This window comes from Streptomyces sp. RKAG293 (assembly GCF_023701745.1).
In the GTDB taxonomy this organism is placed as follows: domain Bacteria; phylum Actinomycetota; class Actinomycetes; order Streptomycetales; family Streptomycetaceae; genus Actinacidiphila.
Map to the genome: position 1 here is coordinate 5,433,146 of NZ_JAJOZB010000001.1, position 14,569 is coordinate 5,447,714.

The 14,569-nt window shown below is 72.2% G+C and carries 14 protein-coding genes and 1 riboswitch; of the genes, 4 read left to right on the plus strand and 10 right to left on the minus strand.

Translation table 11 applies throughout. From position 1 onward, the window contains the following. Positions 1-4: 4 nt before the first annotated feature. A complete protein-coding gene (locus tag LNW72_RS24375) occupies positions 5-823 on the plus strand; it encodes a class II aldolase/adducin family protein (protein ID WP_250977317.1) in 819 nt (272 codons plus the stop codon). 139 nt (positions 824-962) lie between these two features. Beyond that, positions 963-1,508, plus strand: coding sequence for a DoxX family protein (locus LNW72_RS24380; RefSeq protein ID WP_250977318.1), 546 nt, complete (start codon positions 963-965; stop codon positions 1,506-1,508). A gap of 119 nt (positions 1,509-1,627) precedes the next feature. Here the strand turns inward: LNW72_RS24380 and LNW72_RS41260 are convergent, their stop codons facing one another. Next, positions 1,628-2,932 carry a PspC domain-containing protein gene (locus LNW72_RS41260; RefSeq protein ID WP_285369724.1) on the minus strand — a complete coding sequence of 435 codons (1,305 nt, stop codon included), beginning with the start codon at positions 2,930-2,932 and terminating at the stop codon, positions 1,628-1,630. A 187-nt stretch (positions 2,933-3,119) separates the two neighbouring features. Here LNW72_RS41260 and LNW72_RS24390 point away from each other — a divergent pair, with 187 nt between their 5' ends. Together LNW72_RS24390 and LNW72_RS24395 are read left to right on the plus strand one after the other, a co-directional pair. After that, entirely contained in the window at positions 3,120-4,400 is a 1,281-nt protein-coding gene (locus LNW72_RS24390) for an ATP-binding protein (protein ID WP_250977319.1), read from the plus strand. Next, positions 4,397-5,068: a response regulator transcription factor gene (locus LNW72_RS24395; RefSeq protein WP_250977320.1), complete on the plus strand. Its 672-nt coding sequence runs from the start codon at positions 4,397-4,399 to the stop codon at positions 5,066-5,068. Before LNW72_RS24390 ends, LNW72_RS24395 begins: the two co-directional genes overlap by 4 nt. Before the next feature lie 60 nt (positions 5,069-5,128). Here LNW72_RS24395 and LNW72_RS24400 read toward each other — a convergent pair whose 3' ends face one another. The 9 genes from LNW72_RS24400 to LNW72_RS24440 form a co-directional block, all read right to left on the minus strand. Then, entirely contained in the window at positions 5,129-5,632 is a 504-nt protein-coding gene (locus LNW72_RS24400; protein ID WP_250977321.1) for a hypothetical protein, read from the minus strand. A 270-nt stretch (positions 5,633-5,902) separates the two neighbouring features. Further along, positions 5,903-6,976: a C40 family peptidase gene (locus LNW72_RS24405; RefSeq protein WP_250977322.1), complete on the minus strand. Its 1,074-nt coding sequence runs from the start codon at positions 6,974-6,976 to the stop codon at positions 5,903-5,905. Positions 6,977-7,269: 293 nt separating this feature from the next. Beyond that, a complete protein-coding gene (locus LNW72_RS24410) occupies positions 7,270-7,893 on the minus strand; it encodes a hypothetical protein (RefSeq protein WP_250977323.1) in 624 nt (207 codons plus the stop codon). Beyond that, on the minus strand, positions 7,890-9,305 hold the full coding sequence (locus tag LNW72_RS24415) for a DUF58 domain-containing protein (RefSeq protein WP_308402018.1): 1,416 nt from the start codon (positions 9,303-9,305) through the stop codon (positions 7,890-7,892). The genes LNW72_RS24410 and LNW72_RS24415 overlap by 4 nt, the downstream gene beginning before the upstream one ends. After that, the gene (locus LNW72_RS24420) at positions 9,302-10,327 is read right to left on the minus strand and encodes a MoxR family ATPase (protein WP_250980287.1); all 1,026 of its coding nucleotides are present in this window, start codon (positions 10,325-10,327) and stop codon (positions 9,302-9,304) included. The genes LNW72_RS24415 and LNW72_RS24420 overlap by 4 nt, the downstream gene beginning before the upstream one ends. A gap of 190 nt (positions 10,328-10,517) precedes the next feature. Continuing rightward, the gene (locus LNW72_RS24425) at positions 10,518-11,003 is read right to left on the minus strand and encodes a hypothetical protein (RefSeq protein WP_250977324.1); all 486 of its coding nucleotides are present in this window, start codon (positions 11,001-11,003) and stop codon (positions 10,518-10,520) included. Continuing rightward, positions 11,000-11,995: a DUF4129 domain-containing protein gene (locus LNW72_RS24430; protein ID WP_250977325.1), complete on the minus strand. Its 996-nt coding sequence runs from the start codon at positions 11,993-11,995 to the stop codon at positions 11,000-11,002. Before LNW72_RS24430 ends, LNW72_RS24425 begins: the two co-directional genes overlap by 4 nt. Positions 11,996-11,999: 4 nt before the next feature. Then, positions 12,000-13,052 (minus strand): NlpC/P60 family protein, encoded by a 1,053-nt coding sequence (locus LNW72_RS24435; protein ID WP_308402019.1) that lies wholly within the window; start codon positions 13,050-13,052, stop codon positions 12,000-12,002. Next, positions 13,050-13,215, minus strand: a riboswitch (cyclic di-AMP (ydaO/yuaA leader). It overlaps the preceding gene by 3 nt. Positions 13,216-13,419: 204 nt before the next feature. Further along, positions 13,420-14,568, minus strand: coding sequence for a C40 family peptidase (locus tag LNW72_RS24440; protein WP_250977327.1), 1,149 nt, complete (start codon positions 14,566-14,568; stop codon positions 13,420-13,422). Position 14,569: the final 1 nt, after the last annotated feature.

Consider the following 14,569-nt stretch of genomic DNA (forward strand, 5'->3'; position numbering starts at 1 on the left):
CTGCATGGCCGACTTCCTCCCGCAGCCCGCACAAGGGCGCACGCCGCCGCAGCCGATACCCACCGAGCAGCTGCACTTCGCGCTGCCGCAGACGTTCACCACCACCGACGACGAGCGGCAGCACCGCAAGGAACGGCTGGTGGCCGCGCTGCGGCTGTTCGGGCGGTTCGGGTTCGAGGAGGGCGTGGCCGGGCACATCACGGCGCGCGACCCGGAGTTCACCGACCATTTCTGGGTCAATCCGTTCGGGATGAGCTTCAAGCTCGTCACCGTCAGCGATCTGATCCTGGTCAATCACGCGGGCCAGGTCGTCGAGGGCCGCTTCCACGTCAATCAGGCGGCCTTCGCGATCCACGCGCAGGTGCACCAGGCGCGCCCCGACGTGATCGCCGCCGCGCACAGCCACTCGACGTACGGGCGGGCGCTGTCGTCGCTCGGGGAGCTGCTGGACCCGATCACCCAGGACGTCTGCGCGTTCTACGAGGACCACGCGCTGTTCGACGACTACACGGGCGTCGTGGTCGACGAGGAGGAGGGCCGCCGGATCGCGGAGGCGCTCGGTCCGCACAAGGCCGTCATCCTGCGCAACCACGGGCTGCTGACGGTCGGCGACTCGGTCGACGCGGCGGCGTGGTGGTTCATCACGATGGAGCGGTCCTGCCAGGTGCAGCTGACCGCCCGGGCGGCCGGGAAGCCGGTGCTGATCGACCACGAGAGCGCCGTCCACACCCGTGGCCAGCTGGGCAACGATCTCGTCGCCTGGATCAACTATCAGCCGCTCTACCAGCAGATCTCGCGCAGCGAGCCCGATCTCTTCGGCTAGGACCTGTCCGGCCGCGGCTCGATTCGCCGGGAACTGAGTCGGATCCCAGCGGTGTACGTATCTCCCCATGAGAGAGCCGTACGTGAAGAATCGTTTCCATTCCTGGGGGGGACGCGTACGGCGGGAGAGGCGGGACATCATGCTCCGAACCTGGCGGGAGGCCGCGTCGCGCTATGCGCTGATGCCGCTGCGGATCTTCCTCGGCGTGACCTTCATCTACGCGTCGCTCGACAAGCTCACCGGCTCCGTGTTCTTCACCGATTCCGCGCCGGGATCGCTGGTCGGCACCCTGCACGGGGTGCGCGACAGCGCCGCGATCCCGGCGATGGTCGATCTCGCGCTCAAGGCGCCGCACGCCTTCGGGTACGCCATCGCCTTCGGTGAGCTGGCCGTCGGCATCGGCATCCTGATCGGCCTGTTCGGCCGCCTCGCCGCGCTCGGCGGCGCCGCGATCTCGCTCAGCCTGTGGCTGACGGTCAGCTGGGCCACCGATCCCTACTACTACGGCAACGACCTGGTGTACCTGATGGCCTGGCTGCCGCTGGTCCTCGCCGGGACCCCGCTGCTGTCCGCCGACGGGCTCATCGCCTCACGCCGCCGGTCCGCCGTCACGCCGCTCCCGCCGCCGGACCAGGCGGCTGATCACCGACGTCACCGCGGCGAAAGCCAGACCGCCCGCCGCTAGGGCCACCGTCAGCGGCCGGGACGGGTCCCAGCCGCCGGCGGCGTCCAGCAGGAACACCGTCGCGAGGCCCAGCAGTACCAGTCCCATCACGAGGGACGCGGGCTCGAATCCATGCCGTTTCACCGGACCACCCTCAGCTGTCCCGCGCCCACCTCGACGTCGAGTTGGATCGTGCCGGTCGACGGGACGCCCGCGTCCGGTTCGAAGACCACCTGGCTGTGCTCGTCCGACTGGATGCGCACCCCGTGGTTGACCTTGCCCGGGAGCTGAATCTCGCCGAAGCCCATCGTGTAGTCGAGCCGTACGGTGGCGTTCCTCGGCAGCCGGACCTCGGCCCGGCCCGCACCGACCTCCAACTTGGTCGTGACGGTCTTCCCGCCGAGCGGCAGCGCGGTCAGGTCGAGCAGGCCGTGCCCGCTGCCCTGCTCGTAGTGGGTCTGGACCTCGGAGGCGGCCACCGGCCGCCAGTCCGTCGTCGCCCAGTCCGTGGTCATGCTCTTGGGGACGGCGGCGGCGCCCACCAGCAGCGCGATCGTCAGCACGGCCCAGAAGGCCGTACCGCCCCTCGCCCGGCCGGTCCAGGCGCTGAGGACGAAGGCCAGGCCGAAGACGGCCAGCGCGGACGCCAGCCCGATCTCCAGTGCCGTGCCGAGCGGGTGCCCGTGCCAGGACGCCGCCGTACCGACCGCGCCCGCCATCAGCGCCACGAAGAACGCCAGCACGCCCAGCCAGGACGACTCCCGCCGGGCCGCGGACTTCCTGGCCCGCCAGGCCTTGCGGTCCTGCTCCTCGTACGGGCCGTCGTCCGGCCCCCACAGGTAGCCCGTGGAGCTACTGACGCCGGCCGAGAAGTCCTTGGTCAGCGGATCGCGCCACCACGACGGGGTCACGGGGCTCGGCGGCGCCTGCGCGGCCGGCGGGGCGTCGGCGGCCGGTCCGGCCGCCACCGCGCTCGCCTCGCCGTCGAGCTGGGCGCGGCGGCGCTGCTGCGACCAGTAGACGGCACCCACCACGGCGGCCAGCAGCAGGATCGAGAACCCCTGGTCGGTGCCGTTGCCGAGCATCGACGCGTACAGGCCGCAGCCGACCAGCGCGACGAGCACGGCGGTCAGCGCCGTCCCCTCGACCCGGCCGGACAGCATCCGGTGCGCCTCGCTCTGGTCCTCGCCCTCCTGCGGGATGACCAGCCAGGCCATGCCGTAGACGATCAGGCCGATACCGCCGGTGAGCGACAGCACGGCCAGCACGATCCGGAAGATCACCGGATCGAGCTCGAAGTAGCGGCCCGCGCCGTCGCACACACCCGCGACCACCCGGCGGCGGCTGCGAACGATGCGGCGCCGGGCCGGGGGTTCCGGTGCGTCCGGAAGGTCCGGGGTGGCGTCGGCCTCGGCCTCGAAGGCCGGCCTGCTGTCCTGCGTCATGCCTCCATGGTGGCGGCCCCGGCCGCTCTCCGGCACCAGGTGCAACCCTGGCCGATCCCTGAGCCGACCCCCAGGGGCCGGGTCGGTGGGGCCCCTGGGCACCCGGGCCCCTGGTCCCAGGGGGTCAGGGTGACCTCCGGGAGGAACCCTGATGCCCGGAGCGGCCCCGGCGTGTGACGATCGGGGTATGCCAGCCACCACCCCTGCTCCTGCGACGGGCGCGTCCTACCTGAAGCCGCCCGACCCGGCGGACCCGCCGGCGCGCAAGCTCTACCGCAGCTCCGAGGGCCGGATGGTCGGCGGAGTGGCGCGCGGGCTCGCGGGGCACCTCGGGCTGCCGGTGTCGTGGGTGCGTGTGGTGTTCGTGGTGCTCGCGACGTTCAACGGCCTCGGCATCCTGCTCTACGCGCTCTTCTGGTTCTTCGTGCCGCTCGGCGTCGGCGGGGTGAGCGAGGCCAAGGAACCGCGCGACGCCAAGTCCTGGCTGGCCGGGCGGCGGCCCGACAAGGGCCAGATCCTTGCGCTCATCGCGCTGTTCATCGGCCTCGGCGTCCTCGTCAGCAACCTGAACCTGGGCGCGGCCAACGCGGCGATCTGGCCGCTGCTCGTCATCGGCCTCGGCGTCGCCCTCGTCTGGCGGCAGGCCGACAACGCCCGCCGCAGCCGCTGGGTCGAAATGAGCCAGGGCAAGCGGTTCTGGCCGATCGCCCGTGGTGCCGCCGGCGTGCTGCTGGTCGGGGCCGGGGTCACCGGCTTCCTCGTGGTGCGCAGTTCCGGCAGCCACCTCGGCGGCATCCTGCAGGCGGCGCTCGCCGTGCTGGTCGGGGTGGCACTGATCGCCGGACCGTACCTCGTACGCCTGACCCAGGACCTGTCCGCCGAGCGGCTGATGCGCATCCGGGCTCAGGAGCGTGCCGAAGTCGCCGCGCACGTCCACGACTCCGTACTGCACACCCTCACCCTCATCCAACGCAACGCCGAGGACCCGCGCGAGGTCGCCCGCCTCGCCCGTGCTCAGGAGCGTGAGCTGCGGGCCTGGCTCTACCGGCCGGAGGGAACGGGAAAGGAGGACGAGCCCACGAACTTCGCCGACGCCGTACGCAAGGCCGCCGCCGAGGTGGAGGACGCCCACGGGGTGCCCGTCGAGGTCGTCTGCGTCGGCGACTGCCCGCTGGACGACAATCTGGTCGCACAGATGGCAGCCGCACGCGAGGCAATGGTGAACGCGGCCAAGTACGGTGGCGACGAAGCGGTTCAGGTGTACGCCGAGGTCGAGGAGCGCAAGGTCTTCGTGTCCGTGAGGGACCGGGGGCCCGGATTCGACCTCGACCAGGTGCCGGACGACCGCATGGGCGTCCGGCAGTCGATCATCGGCCGGATGCAGCGGAACGGCGGCGAGGCGCGACTGCGCAGCGCACCGGGCGGGGGCACGGAAGTGGAACTCGAAATGGAGAGGGTGGCGTCATGACTGAGGACCGACGCGTAAGGGTCGTGCTCGTCGACGACCACCGGATGTTCAGGACCGGTGTACAGGCCGAGATCGGCGAGACCGAACGGACGGGCGTCGAGGTCGTCGGCGAGGCCGCCGACGTGGACCAGGCCGTCACGGTCATCACCGCGACCCGCCCCGAGGTCGTCCTCCTGGACGTGCACCTCCCCGGCGGCGGCGGTGTCGAAGTGCTGCGGCGCTGCGCACCGCTCATGGGCGACGCGGAGCGGCCCGTCCGCTTCCTGGCGCTGTCGGTCTCCGACGCCGCCGACGACGTCATCGGCGTCATCCGCGGCGGCGCGCGCGGCTATGTCACCAAGACCATCACCGGCCCGGATCTGGTCTCCTCGATCTTCCGGGTCTCCGACGGCGACGCCGTCTTCTCCCCGCGGCTGGCCGGCTTCGTCCTCGACGCCTTCGCCTCGACGGACGCCCCGCCGGTCGACGAGGACCTGGACCGCCTCACCGTGCGCGAACGCGAGGTCCTGCGGCTCATCGCGCGCGGCTACGCCTACAAGGAGATCGCCAAGCAGCTCTTCATCTCGGTGAAGACCGTCGAATCGCATGTTTCGGCGGTGCTCAGGAAGTTGCAGCTCTCCAACCGGCACGAGCTGACGCGATGGGCGACGGCACGGCGCCTGGTCTGAGGGCCGGCGGGTCCGAGGCCGTCGGGTTCAACGGCCTCGGCGCGGGCGCGGGCCTACGGCTCAGGCGGCCGGGGCCGGGGTCGGGTCCGTGAGGCTGTCGATGACCATGTCGGAGAGTCGGACCTGGTACCAGACGTCCTGGCTGGTGCCGTCGGCCCACCGCTCAGTAATGATGATCTTGGTGTGGGTGGCGGTGCTGGTGCTCTCCGTCGTCGACCAGGTCTTGGGGAGCTCCTGCTTGCGCAGGACCGGGTCCGTCTGGTGTTCGGAGGCCCAGGCGGTGAGTGCGTCGTCGAGTTCGGTGGTGAGGTACTCCTCGCGGACCTGGACCGGGGTCTTGCCGCCGTGCTCGATGCCCTGCACGGCGTCCTGGTAGTCCTGGAAGAAGCTGGCGACCTGCATTTCCGCGCGCGATGACATCCGCGCGGTCGCGGCGGACACCGCCTGCTGGCTGGGCGCCTGTGCCTGAGCCTGTGCGGGGAGGATGAACAGGCCGGCGCCGACTACGAGTGCGGCGGTGCAGGCGCCGATCACGGCGCTGCGCAGCTTCGTACGGTGGAACATGCGGAAACTCCCTGGGAATGAGCTGAAGGGGACACGGCACTGAAGCAGCACGTCACAGCCCTCCGGTAGTGCCCATTCGGGTGCGACCGGGCCGCGGACCCGCGCAGACGGATGGACATCTCCGTGCGGCCCAAGGGAAGAACGGTTTCCGCGCACCCCAGGCTGAGTCACTGTCAGAACCACCCGCACGGCCGGTGGTACGAGCCCGGACACGCCGCGTCGGGCCTGGGTGCTCGGCCCCGAGGAGTCAGCCGGTCGATCGTCCCGGACTCATGACGGCCGGCTCGCCCCCGAGAAGGGCATCTCGTTGATCGGGGCGATGCGGACCGGGGCGCCCGGGTGGGGGGCGTGGATCATCTGGCCGTTGCCGATGTAGAGGCCGACGTGGCTGATGCCGGAGTAGAAGAAGACCAGGTCACCGGGTTGGAGTTGGGACTCGGAAACGCGCTGGCCGGCGTTGATCTGGGTGTACGTGGTGCGGGGGAGCGAGACGCCCGCGGCTTTCCAGGCGGCTTGGGTGAGGCCTGAGCAGTCGTAGGAGGACGGTCCGGTGGCGCCCCAGACGTACGGGAGGCCGAGGGCGCTGTAGGCGAAGGCGACGGCCTGGGCGGCGCGGGCGGAGGGGGCCTGGATGCCGCCGGGGGCGATCGGGACGCGGTCGGTGGAGCGGTCGGCGTGCTGAGTGCCGGATGCCGTCCCGGTGTCGTCGCCGCCGTCGTCCGCAGTGGCCCGCTGGGCGGCCGTGAGGCGGTCCAGGAGGACCTGGGCGTCATGGAGCTTGGTCTCGATGGTGCGCTTGTGCTCCGCGAGCTTCGTCTGGGCTTCGCTGAGGGCGGCGAGTTTGGCGTCCGCCGCGTCGTGCGTCGTGCCGATCTCCCGCTGCTGTTCGCCGAGGGTGCGCAGGATGTCGGCCTCGCGGCCGCTCACCTGGTCGATGAGGGCGGCACGTTCGAGATACGTGTCGGGGGTGGAGTCCAGGGCGAGCTGCATGGCCGGGTCGATGCCCCCCAAGCGGTACTGCGCGGCGGCGATGGCGCCGATCTGGTCGCGGGTGACGTTGAGCCGGGCGGTCTTGCGGGCCATCTCGTCCTGGAGCCTGCCCAGGTCGGCGCGGGCGTCGTCGGCCGCCTCCTTGGCGCCGTTGTACTGCTCGGTGGCCTGCTCCGCCTGCTCGTACAGGGCGTCGACCTGGGTCTTGACCTCGCCGACGCTGAGCTGCGGGTCGGCGTGGCCGGTCTCGCCGAAGGCGGTGACCGACGCGGCTCCCGCCATGGCGAGGGTGGCCGCGGTTCGTGCGGTGGTTCCGGTGAGTGAGCGCTGCTTGGGCTTTCTGTGCGACGCCACGCGGCCGTCACTCCTTTGTGCCTAGCGGGTGCCCGCCTGCTGGGACCTCGATCCGGCGGCGTCCGCACGGGGAAGCGGAACACCGCCGGATCTTCGGCGGGGGTGGCCGTGCTGTCGGGGTCCGACGGCAGTGGGGTTCGGCCACCTGGAGGAGGACGCTAAACCTGGCGGGTGCGCAGGAGCACGGCGTAGAGCAGGTCTGGTCCCAATCGGCCGTTGGGTGATCGTCATTGATCAGTGTTCGACGGGTGAAATGGCCACTCGCCGAACGGCCTTGACCGTTGGGGCAGTTGTCACTCCGTGGGCGACTCGTCCCTGCTACGGGGCGTGCTCGATCTCCGGGGCCTGCGCGGCCACAGAGCCGTCCCGACCGCGTACGCGGTGGCGCACACGGCGGCGGCCGCGACCGCCGGGCCCCAGGCACTGCCGTCGGAGGGGGCGAACGCGGCGACGAGGACCAGGCCGCTCGCGCCGTAGGCGGTCAGCGGGATGTGGCGCGAGCGCAGTTGGCGGATGCCCGCCGGGCCGGCGGCGCAGGCGTCGACGATGAGGAGATAGGTCAGCAGCAGGGCCGTGACGCATGACGCCAGCCAGACGGGCGGCGTGCTGAACGCGGCGAGGCCGACGCAGCCGACGGCGAAGACCGTGTTGCGGTGCTGGGACAGCAGCGCGGTCTTGCGAGCCGAGTACTGGACCGGGCGCCGGACGAGCGGCGGGGCCGCCCACCAGGCCAGCACGACCGCGGCGAGCGGCGTCAGCACGTCGCCCATGCCGGGGGAGCTGGTGACGACCGGGTCGCAGGCCGCGAGGGCCAGCGCGACACCGAGGCCGCGCACCGGCCAGACCGGGACCTGGGGGAGGGACATGGCGGAGGACGGGGACACCGTGGCGGGTTCTGGAGGCAGGGAAGGGGTCATCGGGTCCTGCCCTGGATTCGGGTGCGGAGCAGCGGCGCGAGGGCGAGGTCGAGGCTCTTGCCGGCCGACTGGGCGACGACCGGGATGCCGCGTTCCCGCAGCGCGAACCGCATCGCCGCCCGGTCGGCGAGCCAGAGCCGCCGGGCCAGGTGCCCGACGGTGTCGCCGGGCGCGATGTACGGGGCGCCGGTCGGGATCTCGATGACGACGAGGGGGTTGCCGCGTTGTGCGAGATCGCCCAGCACCTCGAGGATCCGCTCGTCGGCGAGCTGGGTGATCGCGTAGACGAGCGCGCCGCGGGGCAGCGCGGGCGGGGGGAGGCGCTGGAGGGCGGGGACGGAGTAGCCGAGGTCCTTGCGGACCTCCAGCACGCTCTCGACGATCCGGTAGAAGTAGCCCCCGCCGGAGCCCGGTTGCAGCCAGCGCAGCGTGCCGCCGATCGACACCAGGCCGACCCGGTCGTGGCTGCGCAGATAGGCGCGGGTGAGGCCGGCCGCGGCGCGCACCGTCTCGTCGAGTCCCGAGGCCCTGGTCGCGGGGTCGATGAAGTCGACGAGCGCGTCGACCAGTACGACGGTGTCGGCGGTGCGTTCCGCGGCGAACTGGTTGATCTGGATGCTGCCGCGCCGGGTGGTCGAGGGCCAGTGGATGCGCCGCTGCCGTTCGCCCCAGATGTGCGGGCGCACCCCGACGACCTCGATGCCGTCGCCGTTCTGCCGGGCGGTGTGCTCGCCGAGGCGGTCGGGCAGCCGGACCGGGATGGGGGTGAGGGAGGCCTGGGTGGGCACCGGGAAGACCTGGATCTCCCCGAGTTCGGCCCGCACGGTGCGACGGGCGAGCCCGCCGGTGTCGTAGACGTCCACATCGACGGTGCCCAGGCTCCAGCGGCCCCAGCGGCGGGCGGTGAGGGCGAGTTCGACGACCGGGCCGGCCACGGCGAGCGAGGTCAGCTCGACGCCCGGCCCGAGGGTGATGCCCGGGTCGATCCAGCCCGCGGCGCCGTCGAAGTCGAGCCGGACGCGGACGGCGATGTCCTCGTTCTCGAAGCAGCGGCCCGGTCCGGTCTCGACGGCGGCGCTCAGCCGGCTCGGTCGGCCGGACGTCATCGCAGCTCCCGTCACCGCTCCCGGTCCGGCCAGTACGAGCAGCACCACCGGGCCCGCGGCCAGCGCCAGCAGCCACGCGTGGCCGGTGAGCAGCGCGGCGGCGGCCGCCACGGCGGCCACTGTGAGCAGCCGCAGGGCGCGTTCGCCGGCCCGCCAGCCGGGTGGCGGCGGGGACGGCGGCTCGGCCGGTTCCGCCGCCTCGTCGGCGGTGGCGTCCGGTGGGCCGCCCAGCGCCCGCGCGATGTGTGCGGGGACGGCGGCCGGGCGGGCGGCGGGCCGGCCCGGCGGCTGTCGGCCCGCGGTCACGGCCGCGCTGCCGGCCGCCGGAACGCGCCCTGCTGGTCCTCGGAGTGCCGGTCGTCGGAGCGCTGGTCGTCGGGCAGGGTCTGCGGCGCCGGTACGGACCGGGCGAGTTCGGCGATGACGTCGTCGGCGTTGATCTGCCGCACCCACAACTCGGGCCGCAGCGTGACGCGGTGCGCGAGGGCCGGGACGACCAGGGCCTTCACGTCCTCCGGGGTGACGTAGTCACGGCCGTCGAGCACCGCGCGGGCGCGGGCCAGCTGTACGAGCGCGAGTCCGCCGCGCGGTGACGCGCCGACCTGGATCTGCGGATGGGCACGGGTCGCGCCGATGAGGGCGACGACGTACGCGATCAGGTCGTCGTCGACCTCGACGCTCTCCAGGCTGGCCCGCATGGCGAGCACCTCGGCGGGCGTGCTCAGGGTGTTGAGCACGGCTTCGGGGGCGGCCCGGTCGAGCCGGATGCGGAGCATCGACGCCTCGTCGCGGGGCGGGAGGTAGCCCATCCTGACGCGCAGCAGGAAGCGGTCCAACTGGGCCTCGGGGAGGCTGTACGTGCCCTCGTACTCGATCGGGTTGGCGGTGGCGATGACCACGAACGGCTCGGGCAGCCGCCGGGTGACGCCGTCGACCGAGACCTGCGCCTCGGCCATCGCCTCCAGCAGCGCCGCCTGGGTCTTGGGCGGTGTGCGGTTGATCTCGTCGGCGAGCAGCAGATGGGTGAAGAGCGGTCCCGGCCGGAAGACCATCTCGCCGCTGCGCTGGTCGTAGAAGGGCGCTCCGGACACGTCCGACGGCAGCAGGTCGGGGGTGAACTGGATCCGGCGGAAGTCGAGTCCGAGCGCGGTGGCGAAGGAGCGGGCGAGCAGGGTCTTGCCGAGTCCCGGCAGATCCTCGATGAGGATGTGGCCGCCGGCGAGGACGCCGAGCATGACCAGTTCGAGGGAGTCGGGCTTGCCGACCACGGCGCGTTCGATCTCGGTGAGCACCCGGCGGGCGCGTTCCCCGGCCTCGCGCGGCGTCAGGACCGGGGGCGCGGTGGCGGACTGAGCGGCGGATGCCTGAGCGGGAACCTGAGGGGCGGGTACCCGACCGGAAGTGGGCTGAACGGAGGTGGGCTGAGCGACGGGGGGCTGGGCCGGCTGAATGGTCGTCACGGTGCTCCTGGAAGGACGTTCGGCGGTTCAGTGGTTCCAAGGGGGTCGTCGGTCACCGTTACAGCTCGTCGAGACGGTCGACGACGGCCCGCAGGACCTGTGGCGGGATGGTGCCCTCCGGGGCGGGCCGGCGGGGATCGATCCAGGGCCACAGCTCGGGGCCGACGACGGCGGCGGCCCGGTCGGGCTGGGCGCGCAGCGAGATCCCGTGCCGTTCGGCGAGCCGGGCCGCGTACAGCCGCTGGAGGCCCGGTCGCAGGGTGTGGGTGAAACCGTCCTCGGACGACATCCCCTGGGCGACCGCGCGGCCCCAGTCGCCCAGCCGGGGCGTCCTGCTGCCCAGCAGCCGGACCGGTCTGCGGTAGCCGTGGTCCTGGGAGTCGAAGCCCGTCGCGTAGCGGGCGGTGAGCAGGGCGACCGCCGCGATGAGCACCGCACCGGTGCCGGCCGCCGCGAATCCGCCGGCCAGGGCGAGGGCGGCCTCGGTGCCGGCCGCGACCGTGCCGAGCACGAGCAGCGTGTGGCGCGTGGAGCCGGGGGTCACCGGTCGCCCGCCGGGGCCCGGGTGCCCGGGGTCGCTACTCCTACGGCTGCCACGGCCTCCGGGGCTTCCACGGCGGCCAGTTGGGCCGCGATCGTGTCGAGGGCGGCGCCGGCCCGCCGCAGATGGCCGTCGTCCATCGGGTGGCTGGAGTACCGCGCCTCACGGAAGAGCTGGGTCAGGTCCGCGGCCGCCGTCCCGGTCAGCGTCCCGCCGGCGACCGTGCGGTGCAGCAGGTCCGTGGGGCTGTCGGAGTCGAGCCGGGCGACCCCGGACCGGCCGAGGGTGGTCTCCATCGCCGCGTAACAGGCGATCACCGCCGCACGGGCGTCCTCGCCGTGCAGCGCGCGGCGCCCCGAGTCGACGGCGCCGGCCAGCGCGCTCTCGGCGGTGTCCGGGCTGCCGGGGATCAGTTGGAGGCCGGGTCCCGCCGTGCCCGCCAGGTACCAGCGCAGCCAGCGGACGAGCGCGACGACGACCACGACCGCGGCCAGCACCGCTCCGACGACGAGCAGCAGATGGAACAGATCGAAGGACGAACCGGCGGTCGCCTGCCCGGTGGAGGACGGCGGCTGCGCCGGTGCCTCGGTGGCGGGCGGCCCGCTCGCCGTCTCCGTGGGGAGGCTCGCGTCGTTCCGCGGCTCCGTGCCGGTCGGGTTGCTCCGGTGGCTCAGCAGCACGGCGACGGGCACCACCGCGGTGGCGGCGGTCAGCAGCAGGAGCGCCGCGTCCTTGAGCCGTTCGGCCACCGGGTCCGGGCTGTCGACGTGCTGCACGGCCCGGCGGTAGCGCGCGGCGAGCAGCGCGCCGCCCACCACGCACGCCAGGGCCAGCAGCAGAAGGTACCCGCCGTGGTACGAGAGCGGGCCCGAGCCGTCCGGCGGATCGAGCACCGACCGGCCGCCACCCGCTCGCAGCGCACCGGCCGCGAGGACCGGACCGCCGATCGCGGCGGTGGCGAGCAGGAGGACCGGCCGACCGGTGATCCGGGCCAAGGTGTCAGGCGAGTCGCACAGCGCCGGCGAACGGCATCCAGCTCATCTTGCCGACCTCGACGACGCCACCGGGGTGCGGGGCGTGCACGATCTCGCCGTTGCCCAGGTAGATGGCCACGTGGCTGATGCCGGAGTAGAAGAACACCAGGTCGCCGGGGCGCAGCTCGGACTGCGAGACGCGCGTGCCGTCGTTGATCTGGGTGTACGTGGTGCGGCTGATGCTGATGCCGGCCGAGCGGTACGCGGCCTGGGTGAGACCGGAGCAGTCGTACGAGTTCGGGCCGGTGGCACCGGAGACGTACGCCTTGCCGCGCTGCGCGAGCGCGAAGCTGATGGCCTGCGCGGCACGGCCGCTGGCGGGGCCGTTGTACGTGTAGCTGGCGCTGTCGGCGCTGCCGGACTGCTGGGTGTCCAGCGTGGCGACCTTCTTGCGGTCCTCGGCGGTGAGGCTGTTGAGCAGCTTCTGCGCGTCGGCGAGCTTGGCCGCGGCGGTCTTCTTCTCGGCGGCCAGCTTGGTCTGTGCGGCGGCGAGGTCCGCGACGCTCGCGGCGGCCTTGGTGCGCTCGGTCGTCGCGGCCGCCTGCTGGGTGCGGAACTCCTTGATGGCCTCTTCCTGCGTGGCCGACACACGGTCCACGAGGTGGGACTGCTCAAGGTACTTCTCCGGGTTGTCGGAGAGCAGCAGGGCGGTGGTCTGGTCGACGCCGCCTTCGCGGTACTGGGCGGCGGCGAACTGGCCCAGGGTCTCCCGCGCTTCGTTCAGCTTCTGGGTCTTCTTCGCGACCTCGGCGAGCAGCAGATCGGCCTTCGCGCGCTGCTGGTCGGTCTTCTCCTTCGCCGCGTTGACGTGCTCCGTGGCGGCTTCGGCCTTTTCGCGGAGGTCGTCGACCTGCGCCTTGACCTCGGTGATGGAGGGCTTCGCGGGCGCGGCGCTCGCGGACTCGCTCAGCAGAGTCACAGTGGCCAGCGCCACCGTCGTCAGGCCCACCACGGCACGCGGGCCGGTGGAGGCGAGTATTCGGGGGCGCGGTTTGCGGTGCGACGCCAAGGCAGACATTCCTTCCGTGGACCGCTTACCGGGTTAGCTGACGGGTTCGGGCGATGGAAGGCTGCCCTACGGTGCTCACGTCCGTTGTGCGGACGTTCGCCCCGATTCACCCCAAGTCCTGCGTGTGGGTCCCCGGTTCCGGCCTCGCGGTCGGATTCAGCGGAGGCAGCTCGCCGTCGGCACTGCGCCGGCTTGTGGAACGAGCTGCCTAGCGGGCCACCGTAGTCAACTTGAGTGACTCTTGGGAAGTTTCCATCAGAAGGTGAGCGAAATCGCTTCGTTACCTTACCTATTGTGACCGTCCGTCCGAATGGCGGGCCGACAGTCGGGCCCTGTCGGGCCGCCTGTCGATCCGCGACATTCGAGACGGTGAACTTCAGGACGGGCGAGAAGCTCCGTAAACCGGCATTTGGGTGATCGGTGCGATCTTGACGACCGTGCCGGTGTGCGGCGCGTGGATCATGTTGCCGTCCCCTATGTAGAGGCCGACATGACTGATGTCGTCGTAGAAGAAGATCAGGTCGCCGGGCCGCAGGTCCGACATCGAGACGCGCTCGCCGGCCTTCACCTGGTCCCAGGTGGTGCGCGGCAGGGTGACGCCGGCCGCCTTCCAGGCCGCCTGCGTCAGCCCTGAGCAGTCCCACGAGTCCATACCCGTCGCACCCCACCCGTACGGATCCCCGAGCTGAGCGCGGGCGAACGCGATGGCCTTCGCCGCCTTCGACGAGGTGGTGTTCGAACCCGAACCGCCGGTGCCCGTCCCGGCGCCGGTCTTCGCGGCCTCCTTGGCGGCGGCCTCCCGTGCGGCCTTCTCCTTGGCGGCGACCTCCGCGGCCAGCTTGCGAGCCTGCTCCTCCTTCTTGGCCACCAGCGCCTCCAGCCGGGCCTTCTCCTGCGCGGTGAGGGAGTTGAGGAGCGTCTGCGCCGCCGCGAGCTTCTGCCGGACGGCGGTCTTCTCCGTCTGCAGCTTGGTCTGCGCCGAGGTCAGCGCGCCGAGGCTCTTCACCGCCTCGGTGCGCTTCTGCGTCGTCGTGGCCTGCTGGGTGCGGAAGTTCTCGACCGCTTCCTTCTGGTTGCCGGTCATCCGCTTCATCTGGTGCGTCTGGTCGAAGAACTGCTGCGGATCGGCGGAGAGCAGGAACGTGCTCGTCCCCTCGACGCCGCCGCTGCGGTACTGGGCGGCCGCGTACTGGCCCAGGACGCGCCGCGCGTCGTTGAGCGACTCGGTCCGCTGTGCGACCTGGCTCAACAGCGCCTCGACCTTGGAGCTCTGCTGGTCGGCCTGCTCCTTCGCGCCGTTGTAGCGCTCGGTGGCGACCTCGGCGTCGTGGTTGAGCGCGTCGACCTTCGCCTGGACCTCTTCGATGGAGGGCGGCTGCGGCTGCGCGGGCGCCGCGCTCGCGGTCTCGCCCAGCAGGGTGACGGTGGCCAGTGCCGCCGCCGTGAATCCGACGGCCGCGCGGGGGCCGGTCGTGGTGAGCAGGCCGGCGCGTATGCCGGGGCGGGGTTTGCGGTGCGACGCCAAG

Coding starts and splice junctions, on each gene's coding strand:
- LNW72_RS24375 (WP_250977317.1), top strand. CDS start 5: ATGGCCGACTTCCTCCCGCAGCCCGCACAAGGGCGCACGCCGCCGCAG.
- LNW72_RS24380 (WP_250977318.1), top strand. CDS start 963: ATGCTCCGAACCTGGCGGGAGGCCGCGTCGCGCTATGCGCTGATGCCG.
- LNW72_RS41260 (WP_285369724.1), bottom strand. CDS start 2,932: ATGACGCAGGACAGCAGGCCGGCCTTCGAGGCCGAGGCCGACGCCACC.
- LNW72_RS24390 (WP_250977319.1), top strand. CDS start 3,120: ATGCCAGCCACCACCCCTGCTCCTGCGACGGGCGCGTCCTACCTGAAG.
- LNW72_RS24395 (WP_250977320.1), top strand. CDS start 4,397: ATGACTGAGGACCGACGCGTAAGGGTCGTGCTCGTCGACGACCACCGG.
- LNW72_RS24400 (WP_250977321.1), bottom strand. CDS start 5,632: ATGTTCCACCGTACGAAGCTGCGCAGCGCCGTGATCGGCGCCTGCACC.
- LNW72_RS24410 (WP_250977323.1), bottom strand. CDS start 7,893: ATGACCCCTTCCCTGCCTCCAGAACCCGCCACGGTGTCCCCGTCCTCC.
- LNW72_RS24435 (WP_308402019.1), bottom strand. CDS start 13,052: ATGTCTGCCTTGGCGTCGCACCGCAAACCGCGCCCCCGAATACTCGCC.